This is a genomic window from Nitrosopumilus zosterae (assembly GCF_025998175.1).
GTDB classification, from domain to species: Archaea; Thermoproteota; Nitrososphaeria; order Nitrososphaerales; family Nitrosopumilaceae; genus Nitrosopumilus; species Nitrosopumilus zosterae.
Window position 1 is genome coordinate 1,009,227 of record NZ_AP026695.1, and the last position, 17,024, is coordinate 1,026,250.

The 17,024-nt window shown below is 33.2% G+C and carries 24 protein-coding genes; 8 read left to right on the forward strand and 16 right to left on the reverse strand.

Translation table 11 applies throughout. The features are described 5' to 3' along the window. Window positions 1-65: 65 nt before the first annotated feature. From OO712_RS06160 to OO712_RS06170, 3 genes are all read right to left on the reverse strand, one after another. Window positions 66-440 (reverse strand): hypothetical protein, encoded by a 375-nt coding sequence (locus OO712_RS06160; protein WP_109875983.1) that lies wholly within the window; start codon window positions 438-440, stop codon window positions 66-68. 116 nt (window positions 441-556) lie between these two features. Further along, window positions 557-1,864, reverse strand: coding sequence for a DUF7482 domain-containing protein (locus OO712_RS06165; protein WP_109875984.1), 1,308 nt, complete (start codon window positions 1,862-1,864; stop codon window positions 557-559). Window positions 1,865-1,915: 51 nt separating this feature from the next. Continuing rightward, a complete protein-coding gene (locus OO712_RS06170) occupies window positions 1,916-2,539 on the reverse strand; it encodes a superoxide dismutase (protein ID WP_109875985.1) in 624 nt (207 codons plus the stop codon). A gap of 86 nt (window positions 2,540-2,625) precedes the next feature. Here OO712_RS06170 and OO712_RS06175 point away from each other — a divergent pair, with 86 nt between their 5' ends. Next, window positions 2,626-3,240, forward strand: coding sequence for a hypothetical protein (locus OO712_RS06175; RefSeq protein ID WP_109875986.1), 615 nt, complete (start codon window positions 2,626-2,628; stop codon window positions 3,238-3,240). Here OO712_RS06175 and OO712_RS06180 read toward each other — a convergent pair whose 3' ends face one another. Then, a complete protein-coding gene (locus OO712_RS06180) occupies window positions 3,241-4,965 on the reverse strand; it encodes a DEAD/DEAH box helicase (RefSeq protein ID WP_109875987.1) in 1,725 nt (574 codons plus the stop codon). 523 nt (window positions 4,966-5,488) lie between these two features. Here OO712_RS06180 and OO712_RS06185 point away from each other — a divergent pair. Then, window positions 5,489-6,169, forward strand: coding sequence for a PAC2 family protein (locus OO712_RS06185; RefSeq protein ID WP_109875988.1), 681 nt, complete (start codon window positions 5,489-5,491; stop codon window positions 6,167-6,169). A 189-nt stretch (window positions 6,170-6,358) separates the two neighbouring features. Here OO712_RS06185 and OO712_RS06190 read toward each other — a convergent pair whose 3' ends face one another. Further along, window positions 6,359-7,018, reverse strand: a complete 660-nt coding sequence (locus OO712_RS06190; RefSeq protein WP_109875989.1) for a hypothetical protein — start codon at window positions 7,016-7,018, stop codon at window positions 6,359-6,361. Window positions 7,019-7,178: 160 nt separating this feature from the next. Here OO712_RS06190 and OO712_RS06195 point away from each other — a divergent pair, with 160 nt between their 5' ends. Together OO712_RS06195 and OO712_RS06200 are read left to right on the forward strand one after the other, a co-directional pair. Continuing rightward, on the forward strand, window positions 7,179-8,102 hold the full coding sequence (locus tag OO712_RS06195) for a peptidase associated/transthyretin-like domain-containing protein (RefSeq protein ID WP_109875990.1): 924 nt from the start codon (window positions 7,179-7,181) through the stop codon (window positions 8,100-8,102). Between the two features lie 276 nt (window positions 8,103-8,378). Beyond that, window positions 8,379-8,714, forward strand: coding sequence for an arsenate reductase family protein (locus tag OO712_RS06200; RefSeq protein WP_109875991.1), 336 nt, complete (start codon window positions 8,379-8,381; stop codon window positions 8,712-8,714). 1 nt (window position 8,715) lies between these two features. Here OO712_RS06200 and OO712_RS06205 read toward each other — a convergent pair whose 3' ends face one another. The 4 genes from OO712_RS06205 to OO712_RS06220 all read right to left on the reverse strand — a co-directional run bounded on the left by OO712_RS06205 (window position 8,716) and on the right by OO712_RS06220 (window position 10,044). Continuing rightward, window positions 8,716-8,955, reverse strand: a complete 240-nt coding sequence (locus OO712_RS06205; protein ID WP_109875992.1) for a hypothetical protein — start codon at window positions 8,953-8,955, stop codon at window positions 8,716-8,718. 19 nt (window positions 8,956-8,974) lie between these two features. Further along, on the reverse strand, window positions 8,975-9,268 hold the full coding sequence (locus tag OO712_RS06210; protein WP_109875993.1) for a hypothetical protein: 294 nt from the start codon (window positions 9,266-9,268) through the stop codon (window positions 8,975-8,977). Window positions 9,269-9,425: 157 nt separating this feature from the next. After that, entirely contained in the window at window positions 9,426-9,623 is a 198-nt protein-coding gene (locus OO712_RS06215; protein ID WP_109875994.1) for a YwbE family protein, read from the reverse strand. A 79-nt stretch (window positions 9,624-9,702) separates the two neighbouring features. Next, window positions 9,703-10,044: a CxxC-x17-CxxC domain-containing protein gene (locus OO712_RS06220; RefSeq protein WP_109875995.1), complete on the reverse strand. Its 342-nt coding sequence runs from the start codon at window positions 10,042-10,044 to the stop codon at window positions 9,703-9,705. Window positions 10,045-10,139: 95 nt separating this feature from the next. On the opposite strand from OO712_RS06220, the gene OO712_RS06225 reads away from it, so the two are divergent. Both OO712_RS06225 and OO712_RS06230 read left to right on the forward strand, forming a co-directional pair. After that, window positions 10,140-11,189, forward strand: coding sequence for an ABC transporter permease (locus tag OO712_RS06225; protein WP_109875996.1), 1,050 nt, complete (start codon window positions 10,140-10,142; stop codon window positions 11,187-11,189). Then, entirely contained in the window at window positions 11,186-12,553 is a 1,368-nt protein-coding gene (locus tag OO712_RS06230; protein WP_109875997.1) for an ABC transporter permease, read from the forward strand. The genes OO712_RS06225 and OO712_RS06230 overlap by 4 nt, the downstream gene beginning before the upstream one ends. Here OO712_RS06230 and OO712_RS06235 read toward each other — a convergent pair whose 3' ends face one another. The 4 genes from OO712_RS06235 to OO712_RS06250 all read right to left on the reverse strand — a co-directional run bounded on the left by OO712_RS06235 (window position 12,554) and on the right by OO712_RS06250 (window position 14,977). After that, window positions 12,554-12,865 (reverse strand): hypothetical protein, encoded by a 312-nt coding sequence (locus OO712_RS06235; RefSeq protein WP_109875998.1) that lies wholly within the window; start codon window positions 12,863-12,865, stop codon window positions 12,554-12,556. A gap of 9 nt (window positions 12,866-12,874) precedes the next feature. Continuing rightward, complete coding sequence (locus OO712_RS06240) at window positions 12,875-13,153, reverse strand: hypothetical protein (RefSeq protein WP_225866795.1); 279 nt, start codon at window positions 13,151-13,153, stop codon at window positions 12,875-12,877. 120 nt (window positions 13,154-13,273) lie between these two features. Next, window positions 13,274-13,672 (reverse strand): Mov34/MPN/PAD-1 family protein, encoded by a 399-nt coding sequence (locus OO712_RS06245; protein WP_109875999.1) that lies wholly within the window; start codon window positions 13,670-13,672, stop codon window positions 13,274-13,276. A 30-nt stretch (window positions 13,673-13,702) separates the two neighbouring features. Beyond that, complete coding sequence (locus OO712_RS06250; protein ID WP_109876000.1) at window positions 13,703-14,977, reverse strand: coiled-coil domain-containing protein; 1,275 nt, start codon at window positions 14,975-14,977, stop codon at window positions 13,703-13,705. Window positions 14,978-15,056: 79 nt separating this feature from the next. Between OO712_RS06250 and OO712_RS06255 the strand changes: the two genes are divergently transcribed. Both OO712_RS06255 and OO712_RS06260 read left to right on the forward strand, forming a co-directional pair. After that, complete coding sequence (locus tag OO712_RS06255) at window positions 15,057-15,518, forward strand: SRPBCC family protein (protein ID WP_200829020.1); 462 nt, start codon at window positions 15,057-15,059, stop codon at window positions 15,516-15,518. 62 nt (window positions 15,519-15,580) lie between these two features. Continuing rightward, a complete protein-coding gene (locus tag OO712_RS06260; RefSeq protein WP_109876251.1) occupies window positions 15,581-15,907 on the forward strand; it encodes a hypothetical protein in 327 nt (108 codons plus the stop codon). Window positions 15,908-16,098: 191 nt separating this feature from the next. On the opposite strand, the gene OO712_RS06265 is transcribed toward OO712_RS06260, so the two are convergent. From OO712_RS06265 to OO712_RS06275, 3 genes are all read right to left on the reverse strand, one after another. Then, the gene (locus tag OO712_RS06265) at window positions 16,099-16,476 is read right to left on the reverse strand and encodes a hypothetical protein (protein ID WP_109876001.1); all 378 of its coding nucleotides are present in this window, start codon (window positions 16,474-16,476) and stop codon (window positions 16,099-16,101) included. Window positions 16,477-16,540: 64 nt separating this feature from the next. Then, the gene (locus OO712_RS06270) at window positions 16,541-16,717 is read right to left on the reverse strand and encodes a hypothetical protein (RefSeq protein WP_200829021.1); all 177 of its coding nucleotides are present in this window, start codon (window positions 16,715-16,717) and stop codon (window positions 16,541-16,543) included. A gap of 54 nt (window positions 16,718-16,771) precedes the next feature. After that, window positions 16,772-17,005, reverse strand: coding sequence for an Lrp/AsnC ligand binding domain-containing protein (locus tag OO712_RS06275; RefSeq protein ID WP_109876003.1), 234 nt, complete (start codon window positions 17,003-17,005; stop codon window positions 16,772-16,774). Between the last annotated feature and the right edge of the window lie 19 nt (window positions 17,006-17,024).

The window sequence follows — 17,024 nt, forward strand, 5'->3', positions numbered from 1 at the left end:
ATAAAAAAACTATTTTAAAAATTTTAAAAACATTATTTTCAAAAAATATAATTTAAAAAAAAGAATTATTTTAAACGTTTGTATATTTCTTTGAATTCTAGAGACAAATTATACGAGATGTTTAGGAGATGAGCCAGTTGATTCATAGATGTTTTTTCATGTCCCAATTGTCTAAGAATTGTGAGTGCTTTTTGCGGAGATTTAACACTCAATGGGCTTCGACCAGACCATGTTTTAAAGGCAGATTCCACATCCAAAGAAAAATTCAAAACAAATTCTTTCCAATTGGGCATAGATTTCAGTGCTTTTTCACTCAGCAAGACGTGTGACAATTCACGAAATTCATTTTTCCTATCAACATATAACATGTCAAGAGCTTGCTGAATTTTTTCTTCTTTGTATTCCTCTGCATTCAACATATACATTCCTGAAATACTCATACCAGATTATACTCATAATCAAAGATAAATCCAATAGATGATTCTCTTAAAAATTGTTTAAAAAGTCAAAAAGAAATTAACAAATGTAAAGAATTCTAAAAAAGAAAAAAGAGATCTTATTGGAATGGATCAATGAATGGACAGTTAACAATATGATCACTATCCATTGGACGTGCAATACCAATATCGATCAATCCAGCTTCTTTGTATGCGTTTACATCATCAACGGTCTCTAATAGTTGTGCGTTAGCAGGATCAGACCATCCAATCACAAAGATTCTCCACATTGGAGAATAATTTGAATCGCCAGGTGCTCCTGTTGCAATTCCAGGTTGAAATCCTAATGGACCAGTACCTGCCAAACCATTTTTGAACTGGTACAAATCTACTGCTGCTGAATTTGCAATCAAGCTTGCAGATGTTGGTGAACTTACAACACCCATCATTTCGGCAGGATCACTTGGAGTTGCATCAGTTACAATGTAATAGATAGTTCTACCATCTGGACCCCATCCACGATGAGCAATGAAAGTTACAATCATCTCTTCTGTATCGATATCAAGAACTTGACCACCACCATATGGAGTTGTGTCAGTTAAAGTTTCGTCTTCCTTAACCATCATCTGACCATCTGGCCAAATAATTTGCGGCATGTTCAAAACCACATTAACGGGAGTCAATGTGATTTCATGGTTATCAGCTGCATCCATAATCATTGCATCGGAATCAAGTATTCTAGGTGTTGCACCATCATTCCATGTTACATGAACATGGGAAGTTAGTGCACTGTACACGTCTGCTTGTGCAGGAGTACTTGTAAAGACTTCACCTTGAAATCCATGCACACCATCTCCAATTATTCCGTTGGTAAACATGTATGTTTTAGAAAGTGCTTCTTCAGGTGCGTTCTTTAACAAAGGCGCAAGTTCTACTTTCCAACCTTGATTTTTTGTAATGATTTCTGCATGTGTAGGTTCGCTAGAATCAGTGATTATAAAATAAACATCCTCACCGTTATAGTAACCTTGATGCAATGGAATTGTTGCTGGAACGTTTGCTCTTGATAATCTAAGCACAGTGCCCAAATCAGATTCAGTTTCTTCCATCATGGAATCATCTTTCATAGAATCTTCCATGTCGGATTCTTCCATCATGGAATCATCTTTCATAGAATCTTCCATGTCGGATTCTTCAACTGGAGCTACAGGAATGACTTTTTCTTGTCCTGCTTCCCATGCGGCTTTACCACCTGGAATTTCAGAACATAATTGCAGACCACAAATTCCTGTGCTAGAACCGTATTTTGAAGTTCCAACACCTGCACCTTTTGCAGCGTCAGCATCTGAGAAATAATCTGTTGCCATACCTGTTGTAAACAAGGGCAAAATTGCAAGCAATGCAATATATCTTAGATTCTTGTTCATAGATGCAAAAATAGATTTTTTCTTTAAAAGAATTTGTCCAAATTAAAAAGATCATACAGGAAGTTCAGAGAATCGATTTCCAACATAATCCCAGTTTACGACATTCCACCAAGCTTGTACATAATCAGGTCTTTTGTTTTGATATTTCAGATAGTATGCATGTTCCCAAACATCTAAACCTAAAAGAGGTGTTTTTTGAACCGTCCATGGGCTATCTTGATTTTGAGTGGTTATGATTTCAATTTTATTATAAGTTTGATTAAAAACTAACCAGCACCATCCACTGCCTTGAATCGCAATGGCTTTTTCTGAGAAGATTTTCTTGAAATTTTCAAAACTATCAAAATACACATCAATTGCATCATCTAATTTTCCATTAGGTTTACCCTCACCATTAGGAGTCATAGTTTCCCAGAACAATCTATGATTTTCAAATCCTCCACCAAAGAAGTTGATTGTACTTCGTCCAGATTCAGGAATTGATGTAAGTTCAGAAAGAATTGACGAGATGTATTTGGGATGAGATGCACCTCCAATTTCTTCAAGAGATTTGTTTAATCCATCAACATAAGATTGGTGATGTTTTTGATGATGAATTTTCATAGTTTCTGTATCAATAAATGGTTCTAGTTCATCATAACCATAAGGCAATCTAGGAAGTTCATATCGGACCACGTTTCAATGTTCAATAATCCACATATATTCTTCAAGAACAAAAATTAATTGGAAAGAATGATTAATCTTGGAAAGGAGAGCATGATATGCGAAAATTAGGGACCATAGATTTAGAAATTCTAGATTTGGCAATGAAGGCAAATGGAACATTTAATGAAAATAATCTTGAGAAATCAGAATTAAAGAGATTAGGCATAGGAAAAATTCTTGACTCATTAGCATCTCTAAAAGATAGAAAATTCCTATCACTAAATAGCGACGGTTCATTTTCCATAACCAATCTTGCAAAAGAAATTCTTTGGAGCAATAACACACCAACATGGGCAAAAATTTTAAGACTACTTCAAATAAAATCATGCAGCATAAAACAGATTGTAGACATTCTTGCTATAAGAGAAGATGAGATTTTAGAAAATTTGGAAAAACTAAGAAAGAGTCAATTTGTGCTAATGTCTCCACAAAGACAGGAAGATAAAATTATTAAAATTTACGAAATAATGTATGAAGGAATTGAAGAGATTGATAAAACAGAAGAGCATGGTTTTGAAAACACAGTATTTTCCGGTCCAACTCATGAAATTGAAATCATAAGCATAATTGATGAGATTTCTAAAAACATCCAAGATTCCAAATTAGAGCAATCCGAGAAACAAAGTATTTTGGAAAAACTATCTAAATTAAAGAACAAACTAGAGATTTAATTATTTAGAACGAATCTTGTCTTGAATTTGTGCCAAAATAAGTTCTGCTTTATCTTTATTTTCATAGTTATCTATGGATTCATCCATAATTTCATCAATCTCATAGCTTTTATCTACTAAGATATTTGCAACATGATCATCCAGAGTTCCTGCACCAATCAAATAATATGCAAACACAGTATTTTTCTGACCAATTCTGTGGAGCCTGTCTTCTGCTTGCCTATGAATTGCAGGACTCCAATCAAGTTCTGCAAAAATTACATATTTTGCTCGAGTTAAATTAATACCCACATTTCCTGCGCGAATTCCAGCAATCATGAGTTTTGATTCACCTTTTTGGAATTTGTCGATTTGATCCTGCCTTAGTGCATCAGACTGTCCACCAATTATTGAAACAGGGGAAAATTCTTCCAGGCTCTCATTTAGCAATTTATGAATTACTTTGTGATGACAAAATACTACAACACTTTCTTCGATTTCCATAATATTTTTTACAAAATTAATCACGTGAGGCAGTTTAGCGAGTCCCGCAATCTGTCTTTCACTTTGAATAGCTCTATGATATGAGGCAGATTTTGAAAATTCAGTTTCTGCGACTTTTTGTTCATCTTCAAGCTTTTTCCAGATTTTATCAAGTTCTTCAAGATAATAGTCAGTATCAGCTGCTATTACTTCCTTGTAACGAACTTTGTCTTTTAGCTCTTTTAACACATCAGATTTCTTTCTTCTTAACATGACATGTTTTTGCAATTCATTTCTAAGTGATGCACGTTTGTTTTCTAATACGATGGCCTTGCCTTTTTCATTAACATAGCAAAAGTATTCACAAAATTCTTTAAAGCTTCCAAGTAGTCCAGGTTTTATTATATCAATAATGGGCCAAATTTCTGAACCTCTATTGTAAATAGGAGTGCCAGACAATCCAATCCGATACAATATGGTGGGAAGTGCAGCAAGTTTTTTTACGGCTTTGTATTTTTGAGTGGTTTTTGATCTTAAATTATGAACTTCATCACAAACTATGGTTCGGAGTCCAACTTTCATCAGATTCTCAGACCTCTTTAAGAGCAGTTCATAATTGATAATGTAAATATCAGTTTTTGGCAGTTCTTCAGATTTTCCAGTTCGAATAATTGTAACACTAGGAGATTCAGTCTCAATAATTCTTCCATTTCGACTTTTTTTCTTTAAGAATTTTTCAATCTCTCTTTCCCAATTGTTTAATGTAACTAATGGAGCCACAACGAGAACAGGGAAAGTTTGTTTTTCAGTGGACACATAGGATAATGTCTGAACTGTTTTTCCCAATCCCATTTCATCAGCTAACAATGCATTACCAGAAGATTTGAGTAAAAAGTCCAATCCCTCCTTTTGAAAATTTAAAAGTTTTCCACGAAACTGTTCACCAGACTTTGCTCGTTTTAATTTGTGTTTGATTGGAGGAAGTGTAGGTTTAGGAGCATACGTTTTTACAATTTTTCTTTGCCAAATAGATTTTGACAGAATTTCTAGCGGGTATCTATCCATTATGAGTTTTAATTGTTTTACACTTTCAGTGCTGTCAGGAATAATTACTTCGTTGATGTTTTCCCCATACCATGCTTCAGGAACAAGTCTTGAGATCATATTGACAGCACGATCACCAGTAATTTTCCAGCACCAGATTTTAGAATATTTGTCAAGAACGTATTCTAATGTTCCAATGTTTTCCATGGATGTTTCCATAATTTGTCGATAGAAAGTTTTTTTGCCTTATGAATCTTCATATTTTGGACGATCACGGAAGAAATCACCTCTGAACTAAAAGAGTTAAAATATGATATGGATCTAAATATATGGCAAAAATGGGATTTTGAAACACATAGGCTCAAAATTGCACGATTTTAGCAAAAAATCAAGGGGTTAAATTCAATTCATAAAAAATAAGATTAAGATTTATCGAGCTTTAAGATAAGTTCGATTTCAGAAAAACATGAATCGTCGAAAACTCAAAGATTGTTTCAAAAAGGAGAATGTTAAATGGCATTAATTATTTATAGAAATTTTATAGAAGATAGAAATTTAAAATACAAAAAATCACACATCCGCTCAAAAAATTACATGATCAGAAAATTTTGAAACATGAAATAGTATAACAATAGATTATTTCGTAACAATAAGATCTTTAAACATATAAAAATATCAAACAAGAAAAATAGTATTTGTAATTAGAACATAGATTTAAAATTCATTACATTTCACATATGCTGTGGATTTTATTCAAAATGAAGAACCAAGAATAGAAAAACCAATTATTATTGCAGCAATGCAAGATATGGGAAATGTAGGAAGCATCGTAGTAAATTTCATTAACGATTCATTGAGAACAAAAACATTCAGAACTGCAAAGACGACATATCCAACGTATGTAATTGATAACGGAGGATACATTGATCTTCCAGATGAAAGTTGGGAGTACAGATACACAAAAGATCTGATTGTTTTTGGAGGAGGAAAGGGACAGCCACAAAGCAGCAGTGAACTAAATGCTTTATGTCAAGATGTGATAGATGTTGCAAAAAAGTATTCTGCAAAATTCATTTACACACTTGGAGGATTTCATACTAATGTAGTGCTAGATAACAATCCAAAAACATTCATCACTACCACATCCAAGGAATTAACAAAACAGATGGAAACACTTGCAGTTAATACAACTCCCCAAAAATCAATCATCACAGGATTTAATGGATTAATTCTCGGATTTGCCAAAAAGAATCAAATTCAAGGAATTGGCATGTATGGGGAAATAAATGAGCCTGAAATTCCACAGTACAGGGCAGCAATCAGCATCATCAAAACCATTGAAAAATTAACGTATAGAAAATTGGGAGATACTAGTCAGTTAGAAGCAATAGCTCAAGAAATGGATAGAAAATTTAAAAACTGAGATCAGTGTGAACTGCCTACAGGATGAGGTTCCGTATTTTCGTCATGACAATCACAACTACACAAATGAGTTTTATGATTATTCATGCAATCAATGCATTCAAAATGCTTCCGGGTTTCACATGCAGCACAAATCATACTACAAATCATTAATAATAGATGAATTTGAGTTTTTTCTATTGTTTAAAAGCTAATATTCTATTTCACTTCGCCTAAGAAGATTTTCAGTCAATTCAACATATCCTTGTGGATCAACTTCCTTTGCAAAACCTTTGTCAATATTTATCAGATAAATTGAATGAAGACGAGCATTTAAGACATCATCATATTTGATAGGAGGATTTTTGTAATATCGATCACAGAGATCTTGAATTTTTCTTACGTCGTTTTCATTTCTTGCATTTGGCGGCAATAGGAAAACTTTTGAAATCGGCAAGTTGCCTACTGCAGGAGTAGCCAATGAAAATTTTGAGCAGTACTGACTGTATCGGGCAATCTTACTCATTATTCGAGCTGCAAAATAATCTATAGTATCCATTGCATGTTCTGGAGGGGTGAATCCCGTTTCAATTTCAATTATTGTGTCACCATCCCCCTTTTTTGCATAAATGTCACATACCAAAATATCTGAAATGTCTTTTTCAACTTTAACTGTATATCCTCGAGAAATCAGATTACTAGCACAAATTAATTCCAAAATTGAATGATTGATTTTTACCAAGTTTTTTTGATACATTTCTATTAATTGTTGACAGACGTTGTTTAGTTTGAATACATCTTTTTCCTTGAGTCCGCAAGATAATTTCTCAGTCATTTGATTAACATCATTTCGAAATTTTACCAAATCCATGTTCAAGATATGATAAATTTTGGGGTTTAAGAAGTAGCGGGGAACAATATTTTTAACAAAATTTCATGCTGTTTTGAGATAAAATTGCTCAAATAAAATTAAAAAATGGCTAATTTTTATTCATACTTTGGCTTAACAAGGAAAATCCTAAGAAAGCCATGTGTACGAAAATAGACTTCTAGGAATAGGATTAATTTCATTTTTGATGCTGTTTTCAATCATTTCAACATCATATGCAGAATTATGGGAATTAGTCATAGAGGTCAATGTTGAAAAAGGAGCAATTTATTCTGGAGATTCAGTAATTGTTACAGGTAAAGTAGTCGACCAGGCATACAAGCCAATTAGAGGGGCAGAGGTTTTCATCAAAGCGGGATCCTACACTACAAAAGCATTTACTGATCCTGAGGGGGTTTTTAAAGGAGAAATTAAAGATTTTGAAAGAATTCCAGGAACATACATTGTTAATGTTATTGGTTCATGGTATGGAATGACAGGATTATCAAGTACGGAATTTCAAGTGAAAGGTGACATATCACCAGTTTCTGAATTACAGGAAAAACTATCTACTGATGAGGCAATAAAATATCTGAGTTCAGATGAAAGCAATTTTGAAAAAAATCCCATAGGTCAGACTTTATTCAAATATTATCACAAACTACTAGAGGAATTAATCTTGGAACAAAAAATAGCCCAAAAACCTTCTGAAGATAAAATATTCATGGAACATCAGAGATTAATTGCAGAGAATCTGAGAAACCAAGCAATCGATGAATTTAAACCGGGAGCAGGCACATATGATGGTATTCAGTATAATGATTACATCAACAATCTCAATCCCAAGATCAAAGAACTTGTAATTAACCAACTCAACTTTACAAAGAATAATTTTGCAGAAGCCCAAAAAATCAGAGACGACATTCTTGCAAATGGAGGAACGTATGAAGATGCAAGGCAAGCATATCTAGACAGGATATCAATTCCAAAAGAAACACTTGAAGAATTCAATAAAGAAAAGATAGATCAAGAGTTAGAAGAAAGCTTAGAAAATAATACCACAGATGAAAATTCAGAAAATCAATGAACGATTGATAAATCATACGCGTGCCTTATATTCAAAATTTCATAGGAATATTTGATGAAAATAGATATTCCATTACCTTGCCCATCATGTGGCGGAAAAATGTATTCTGTAAGTTATGAATCATCATTTACCCTACTCAAAAAAAGAAGTTGGCAAGTATGCAAAGAATGTAATTTTGAAAGGAATTCGGAAGATTTTAAAAAATCCATTTGCTGTGCATGACAGCATTTCTTTTTTATAAACAGTTTTTAATCAAAAATAAATAGAAAAAAGGAATTGAAAATATTACACAAGTCTTCTTGTATTACGTGTAAAAGAGCAATTTCAGAGATCGAAAGAATGAAAATAGACATTGAGAAAAGAGATTTTTTTAAAGAACCACTATCAGAAGGAGAACTGAAAAAAATCATCAAAATGACGGGTAAAAAACCATCAGAACTTCTTAGAAAAAAAGACAAAATGTTCAAAGAATTGGATTTAGAGAATGGTAAAAAAACAGATTCTCAAATAATTAAATTAATGGCAAAGTATCCAGGATTGATATTACGGCCAATAGTCATTGCAGGAAACAAGGCATTTGTCGGGAAGATTGATTCAAAAAATTTCAAATAACCTAAGAGTCTTGCTTGAAAATTCGTATAGCCTCCAAATGTGAACAATTTGCCTTCAAGCCCTTCCCATGATGGAATTTATAGAAATTTTTGAATCCAGGACATTCACAAGTATCAGATGTAACAAAATATGATTTTTCAGGATCAGATGAAGATTTTATCTGAAACAAATCATCTTCTATTTGGACTACGCCGCCACTCTCGACCAATTTTTTTGCTTTTTTGATAGTGTTTGCACTCATAATATTTCAAAATATCTCATCATTTTTTATTCTTTAATTTTTTCATCACATTTCCCCACTCCACATTATCCTGAGACATTGCATTTTCATACAGAAGTTCAAAGATCCATGCAAATATCTCACTCCAAATTGCCTTAAGGGATTCATCATCAGTCCAAATAACGCTTGTTTTTACTGCACTCATTGCAAGAATATTATTTCTGTTTTTTACTGGATTCTTTTCCCATTTTTTCAATACCCTGTCACAAAATTCTAGAATCTCGTGTTTTGTTAAAACTAATTTATCAGGATCAAAAGATTTCTTTTTTACCATGAATTGAATAGTGATAACTAATTATAATATTTTAAAAATCAAATCATTCATACCTTCATAAAATGTTTATAACTGAGGTTGGCTTAACGGTGTTAGACGAGAGTTGCCTTTCTGCCTTGAAGGACACCTAGAATTCGTTTCGCTCTCGTCAGTTTTATTACAATATGATTTTTTGAACTCGGCCAATTTTTCCATCATTTAATTCAACTTTAATTCCATGGGGATGAGTAATACTTGAAGTAAGAATTTTCTTTACAGTTCCATCAGTCAGATTTCCTGTTTTTTGATCTTGTTTTAGAATAATCTGAACTATCATTCCAATAGATATTTCATCTCTGGACGGAATTGAAGCCAATAATAGATTCACAGGTATGAAGATTCTAAATCTTTTGATATAAAATAAAGGAGTTTTGAAAGTTACTCAAAACGATTTTTTAATTTTGTTTGTGATTTTGGAAACATTCTCTGCAATAAACAGGTCTGTCGTCTTTTGGTCTAAATGGTACCTGACAATCATTTCCACAGTCACCGCATTTTGCGTCAAACATTTCTCGTGGTCTATCATCTCTTCTACCAAATCTAGAGCCTCTGTCTCCACCATAGCCACCAGATCTTCCACCAAATCTTCCGCCAGGTCTTGGTGCGGGTTTGTGATTTTGGAAGCATTCTCTGCAATAAACAGGTCTGTCGTCTTTTGGCTTGAAGGGTACTTGACATTCATTTCCACAGTCACCGCATTTTGCGGTGAACATTTCTCTTTCTCTATCAAAGGACATGTCTTTCTGAATTTTTATAAAAATGTGCCGTAATTAAACTGTGGGAAAAAACATCTATTGTTATAAAGTAATTCTATTCCTTGAGAATAATGAGCATGAAAAGGTATGTGGCCACAAGAATTGCAACAATATTCGGAGTTTTAATAATCACATTATTGATTACTATTTCACTTGTAGGTTCCAATATGGATACTATTCTAAAGCAAGGAATAGTCTTTCAAGTAAGATCTGAAATTACAGAAAATCCAGCCATAGCAAAAAGCTTTTCGTCAGTAGATGAGTTTGAGTCATTTGTTCAAGCGCAAATAGAACAGAGGACAAAGATTTTAGGACTTGATGAACCGTGGTATTCGCCTCAAAGAATTGGAATTACAATGTACAAGATATTATTATTGGATTTTGGTCATGCGACATTCCTAACTAGTGATGAGGGTTCTTCAAATGTCAAAGACATACTTTTTGAGAAATTACCAAGAACGGTTTTGCTTTTTACGACTGCAACAATAATCATTTCCATAATCGGAATTTTTCTAGGTGCCTTTTCCAGCAGTAAGGTAGGTTCCGTAATTGACAGAATCACGTCCAGTTTTGCAATTATTAGCTCTAGTTTTCCTGTATGGTGGATAGGAATGTTGATGATATTTTTATTTGCATTTACGTATCAGATATTTCCTGCAAGAGCAACTCCAGACATCCCATCATCAGATCCGGGATATGTTGGTTCGCTATTATATCACATGGCATTACCATTGATTACTATTGTCATGATTGGTTTTGGTTCATGGGCATATTTGGTAAGAAATTTCATGGTAGGAATTATGCAGGAAGATTTCATCATGGCAAAAAAAACAATTGGGATTTCACAGAAAAAAATAATCTACAGACATGCACTAAAAAATGCAGCCCCGCCGATTGTAACAATTTTAGCTCTTAGTTTATCCGGATCACTTGGCGGTGCAATTATCACAGAAGCAGTATTTGATTGGCCAGGAATGGGCAGATTGTATTTTGAGGCAATAACAGTGATGGATCTTCCAGTAATTATCGGTGCAACATATTTACTTACAGTGTTCTTTTTGATCAGCATATTCATTGCAGATTTACTTTATGGTTATTTTGATCCTAGAGTGAGAACCGGGCAATGAGCGGAATAACACTCCAAGAAATTAAACAAGAATTTCTTAAAAGCAACATGGGCATTGCGGGAATTTCAATCCTCATAATATTAATTGGGATTTCGATCATTGCAATGATTGCAATTCCAATTGAAACTTTTCAAGAATGGAATAATCCAGGTAGTTGGATCCTATACCCAAAAGTTGCAATTCCAGTTTGGATGAATTTGTTTATGACTGAAAAAATTCCAGAGCATAAAATTCTAGAAAATCCAAGCGTCCAGAATATTTTGCAAGATGAGATAATTCTTACTTCACATCAGTTCGGTTTAAATTTCGATTATGATTATTTTCCGAATGATTTCATCTATGTGTTTTCATCAGAATATGTGGGATCACCATTATTAAAAATGTCTGTTGTCAGACCTGATGGAATTCAACTTGAATTATTATCAACAGCACTGCCACATGCTAATTCAAAAACAGTTCACAGTGAAAGAATTTTTTCAACAGATGATGCAATTAAGAAAAATCTATCATTGCAATCAGAAAAATTTCAATTTTCTCTTGATGGATTATCCTCAGAAGATATTGTTTTTTCAAAAATTGAAACAAATGAACCTCTAAAAGGAAAGTATGTTTTTTCCATGAATTTGTATGGTGTTAATTCTGAAAATCAAATTCACGAATCAAAATTAATCATAGGAGGAAAGGCCTTTGGTGTAATGGGCACGGATGAGTTGAGGCGAGATTTAGCAGTAGGGCTTCTATGGGGCACCCCACTTGCATTATTCATAGGTATTGTAGTTTCAATTGCATCAGTGGTAATGGGTTTGCTGTATGGAGTCTATGCAGGATTCAAGGGCAAAAAGACAGATGAAGCCATGATGAGATTTAATGATGTGATATATGCACTTCCAGCTCTTCCTTTTCTCATCATACTTTCAGTAACAATTAGCAACAGCATATTTCTGATGATTGGGTTTTTGATGATATTTGGTTGGGTGGGAATTGCCAAAGTAGCGAGAAGTATGTCACTTCAAATCAAAACTAGAGGGTATGTAGATGCCGCAAATATGATGGGACAAAAAGACTCGAAAATAATTTTCAAACATATTTTGCCACAACTGTTACCTTATGCTTTTGCAAGTATTGCAATTTCAGTACCGGCTGCAATAACTACAGAAGCAGGATTAAGTTTTCTAGGATTAGGAGATCCATCATTTCCCACATGGGGCCAGATTTTACATGATGCAAATACTTTTGGTGCAGCAGCAAGGGGATTATGGTGGTGGATTATGCCGCCAGGAGTCATGATTGCCATAACAGGTTTAGCATTTGTATTCATTGGAAACGCTCTTGATGCAATTGTTAATCCAAAACTCAAACGATAATTACATGTTGTAACTTCTAATTATGTCTAAAGCTGAATCATTGAGCTTAATTGTGTATGTCAATGAATTTGGATCTTCCTTTGTTTCAGCTAAAGTTTCAGTAAATTTAGTCTTTTCATCCTCAGTTGCGCCTGCTTCATGAGCACATAGATTAAACGCTTTGAGATTGAGATTGTTTTTTAGTAAATGTGCAATGAATTTTTTATAATTGTCAGGGTTTGTCCAAGGAACGTTTTTCTCTTTGCATGCTGCAATCCAAACATCAACTGAATTGTGAAATATTACTTTTTTACGAATTTCTTCTAGGGACATTGTATCTCTTTAAAAGTCTGCTCGTTGCATTTTTGATCCACATCGTGGACATGTGCCACCCTTGTGTTTGTTGTTACAAACAAGACAAACATACCTAACTCCACCAGAGCCACCTTGTGAACCCATTCCAAAAAATCCACCACCAGTTCCAGAATCACCACCATAACCGCGCATACGACTCATGTATCGTTTTCTTAAGAACAATGGAAATACAATAAAGATTGCCAGTGCTGCACCTAAACCATACGGAAATGGAAGCACCATTTGCAATCCAATGCTTATAGCCAACGACGCCCCTAGAAATAACAAATAAGTTTTGTAATTAAACAATCCAATAAAAGTACCTTGAAAAAGGTTATAAAGTTTTGTCAGTTGTTTTCTGTTTACACCACAGAGGATTTTCATGTTTTATATTATTGAATGAGGGATTTGATTGCCATCACGGTCCCAAGCAAAAATAGAATTCTCATCATAGGGCGATTGTACAATCATCGATACAAGTCCAAAAAAATTATGTAAATCAGTTACAGATGGTTCTGCAGAACCACTTGGATGAGAATGAACTATGCCAACATAACTCATATCAAATGGCAAAAAAGAATGCGGAAATCCAGCAAATGTTGGACCAGTTTCACTAAATGGAGGAATTACAAGTCCACTAATTGTGATTTCACCGTTCTTTGATTTTCCTTTGAGTATCAGAATTCCTTCGTTTGGATGTTTCATTTGGCAAAAAGATAGAATGCTATCAAGAACTTCTTTCTGGATCAAAACAGTTCGTTTAAATTCTTTCTTTTTGAAAATCATGACAATATTTCAACATAGTTCTAATTTAATTTAAGATGAATCAAGAACGTATTTTGTATTTGAGAATTTCCTTAATTTATCCTCAATTTCAGTGACAAACTGAGGAATCTTTAAGCGAATTTCATCTATTTCATTTTTAATTGTTTTAGATTTAATTTCATAATCTTCTTTAAAAGAGATATTTTTTTCCAGGTCGTCTTCCAATGATATGAGACTTTTAGGTTTTAGTGAATTCAAGTCATTTTCCAGCTGTTCATGTTTTTGAAAATATGCTAAAACCTGTTTTAGGAATCCATCAAGCGCCTCTTCAGTTTCAGTAATTTGTGCCAGTGTCTTATCTACGTCTTTTACCGATATTGATGAAGAGGATACAGCTTTACGGACGTTTTCTAAAATCACTATAATAGAATCTTTATTTTTTGGAGTAAGGACATCGAAAGGATCGGTATTCAGTTTTGCCAAAAGATTTTTTTGATCTTTATCTAATGATGACGCATACTCATATCGATTCAAAGGACGAGAGATTTTTGTGAATTGTGCATCAATGTCATTTTTTATTTTTATTTTTTGAGTCTCAAATTCATCCAAACTCTTTTTCAGTTCAACATATTTTTGATAATTATCAGAAGATTTTATTTCTTCTATGGATGATTGTATAGATGAAATTTTTTCGTCTATAGATGACAAATGACTAGTGATTTCCACAATCTTTTTTTCATTTTGCATACGAGTTTCTTGTAGATTTTTAATTTCAGAAAGAACGTTCATTATTTCATCAGAGATGATTTTCATGGAATCAAAATTTTTTAAAATATCATGAATCTCATAATGATTTTTGTTCATTACTTCAAGGTTATTTTTTAATTGTTCTGCATATTTTTTTGCAAAAATATGAATGACTCTGGTTTGCCTACCTAAAACATCGCCAACTTTTTTTAATATTTGATTTAATGTAGAGTCTAATTCTTGGGCATCATCAATAGATGAAATTTTTGGAATTCCAGTAACCCCTTTTTTTATTATATCAATTACTTGCTTTTTACCTCTAACAACAATAATTGCAAGATGTTTATCAATATCATCAACATTCAGATTGTCTTTTTCAAGCACTTTGCCAATATTTGTTAAATCATCAATTAATGGAACAGTGGCATCTCTTAGACGTTTAATGTCCGATAGGGCTTGAGACTGCCTTAATTGCCGAAGTTCAGTTACAATTTGTGGAACATCAGAAAGATTTATCGTCTTATCATTTGGTGCCTCTTTTGCTGCCTCTTGTTTTTTTTTACCCCATCCAAAGACCATTTGATAGTATTGTATTCGGGGGATTAAAAATGGTTGTACAACTAAAATTTAAAATTCAGCCAGATCTGATTAGGGAAACATGGTAAAAACTGTAAAAAAATCATTTCATACGGGCACTGTTAAAAAAATTATTACAATTAAAGCTTCAAAAGACAAAGTTTGGAGAAAAGTCAGCAACATAGTTGGATTACCAACTTGGGTAGTAGATGTAAAAAAGACAATTTATCTTTCTAAAAACAAAAAGGGCATAGGCGCAATTAGGCTAATCACTTTTGCAGATGAGAATAAGATAGAAGAGCACATAATAGCGTGGAAAGACAAGGAATACTTTACATATATTGCAACAGAAGGATTGCCACTTAGAGCATATGTTGCAACAATTTCAATTAAAGCCAAATCCACCAAACTCGTTGAATTAACTTGGCAATCTTATCTTAACAGTAAAAAAATGTCTGAAACCCAATTTCTAGAGTTTCTAGCTTTTATGGGATCGTTTTATGAAGCATCACTTGAAAATTTAAAAGCATTACTTGAAAAATAGCATCACATTATTTTCAGGTCAAAATGTAAATACGATAAATCAGGAAAAAAAGTATGAGCGACATGAGATTTATCATTATTGGAATAATACTGGTTTTTGCAGGATTTCTTGTACTAGGAATATTTGGGCATAATTTTCAAGCTGCAACTTTAGAATCAGACGAGTTTGGAACATGTTATGAATATTTTGATGACAAACCACCTGTCAAAATCAATTGTTCATTTAAGATATTTGAACAAACAATATTCTTTGGAGTCATTATTGGTCTAATTGGGGCAGGGATTATTTCACTGATAAAAGGTGTCAAAGGAGATTGGGATAACAATGTAAAACCAGAAGACATGGTAGGCCCAGGAGGAAGACAGACTGATGATTCTGATAAGGATTAATGAAACAAAATTATTCGGATTTTTTAGTTTTTAGTTTTAGAGATTCTTCAGGAGTGTCCTCTTCCATTCTTTGAAAATAAACTTCTTCGTATGGCATATCTTCTCAATACAGTATTACCAAATTTGCATTTAACCTTAAGGATGATTTGTAATTAATCATGAATGAATTTTTAAAATTCTTTAAACTAAAATTAATACGATTCAATGATATTTTTCATAGAAACCACCATATCGCCAATTTCAGATATTCTTTGATCAAATTGGGCATCAGTTAATTCATCAGGTTTGTTCAAAGTAATCACCACATCAGAAAAATCACCATTTGATACTACCCTCATCGGTACATTCCAAGTAGATTCTTCATCAATAAACTGATAATCCAAAATTCCAAGGGATTTGTTTTCATTAAATTTTAATTGAGATTTGCCATGAGGGCCTGTAAATAACCACCAACCGTCATTATTGATTGTTGCATCAGGCATCATTTTTGGAGGAGCTTGTAAAATGGCATCAAATGCATCGCCTGTTTTCTTTTTTACCGTAATAGTAATTGTTCTGGATCTAGACATGGTAAAAATATCACATTATGATTAAAAAGGATATAGTAGAAATTATAGGAACAATTCCTTCCAATCATTTGTTTAGAAAAGCACGAATTTTTTTTAAATTTGATACATTTGACTCATGAAACATCACAACAGATTCTGCTAATGAATCTGGAAGAATATTTTTTAGATTGCCAACTAGGTCGTCCCCACTGGAAATCATAGTATCAATGAGTTTTTCAATCTCATTTTTGTCATCAGTCATATTCATTCCATTGACAACAATCTTAATTAAATTTTCAAACAATATTAGCCATATTCAATTGTCTTTTTTTATCAGAGTTGCAGTAGAACGGACATTTTTCATCTTTTGTATGTTCCAAGAAACAATTTCACGTATCTTTTCGAAATTTTCAGCTTGGATCTTTACAAGCATGTCATGAGTTCCAATTGTTTCAAAGACATCAACAACTTGTTCAATTTGCCTCAATTCCTCCAGAATTTGCGATTCCGCGCCCAATTCACAATTTAACATAACATATGCGTCAGTCATGATTCTGACAACTAACTAT